Below are 589 nucleotides of genomic sequence, written 5' to 3' on the forward strand. Positions count from 1 at the left end.
TTCATTACAATAATCATCGGATACTCGTTTTTTACTTGCTCTGCTTGGCACACCTTGCGGTTCACAACCTTACTGATAAGCCATTGTCTGAACAACAAGGCTTGATATGTATCCATTTGAAGTGCTATGGCGATAATCACTTCCATATCATAGACATTCGCAGAATATCCATTTTCAAGTTTGATGTATTGAGAATGCCGGAAGTCTTTCAGCACACTTTGTTTCCAAATGCGCTTGATGGTATTCTTCACTGCTGTCCCTGTTACATTCAACAGTTCGGCAATCTCCCAAACTGTCATCCACACCTCACCATGATGTGGGGCGTAGATGACCATATCTTCCTGTATTGTTATCACTTGTCGTTTCATACTCTGCCATTTATAGTGTTAGTATTATCGTTGCAAACATTTCCAAACGTGAATTCCTCAATGTTATTAATCTGCTGAGACAACTTTTCCACGTCTTTACTCAATTTCTCCTTGGTAATTTTGGCATACACCTGAGTTGTCTTTATGTCCTTGTGACCAAGCATTGAACTCACGGTTTCTATTGGAACTCCGTTGGAGAGGCAAACCGAGGTTGCGAACGA

At 40.7% G+C, this 589-nt stretch carries 1 protein-coding gene and 1 pseudogene; both read right to left on the reverse strand.

What is annotated here, in order from left to right:
• A partial coding sequence (locus KTQ90_RS13545; protein WP_217318853.1) for a virulence RhuM family protein occupies window positions 1-368 on the reverse strand: 368 nt, incomplete at its 3' end.
• Window positions 365-589, reverse strand: a pseudogene (locus KTQ90_RS13550) (tyrosine-type recombinase/integrase); the annotation flags it as partial. The pseudogene KTQ90_RS13550 and the gene KTQ90_RS13545, both read right to left, overlap by 4 nt.

Source organism: Leyella stercorea, assembly GCF_019052365.1.
Taxonomy (GTDB): domain Bacteria; phylum Bacteroidota; class Bacteroidia; order Bacteroidales; family Bacteroidaceae; genus Prevotella.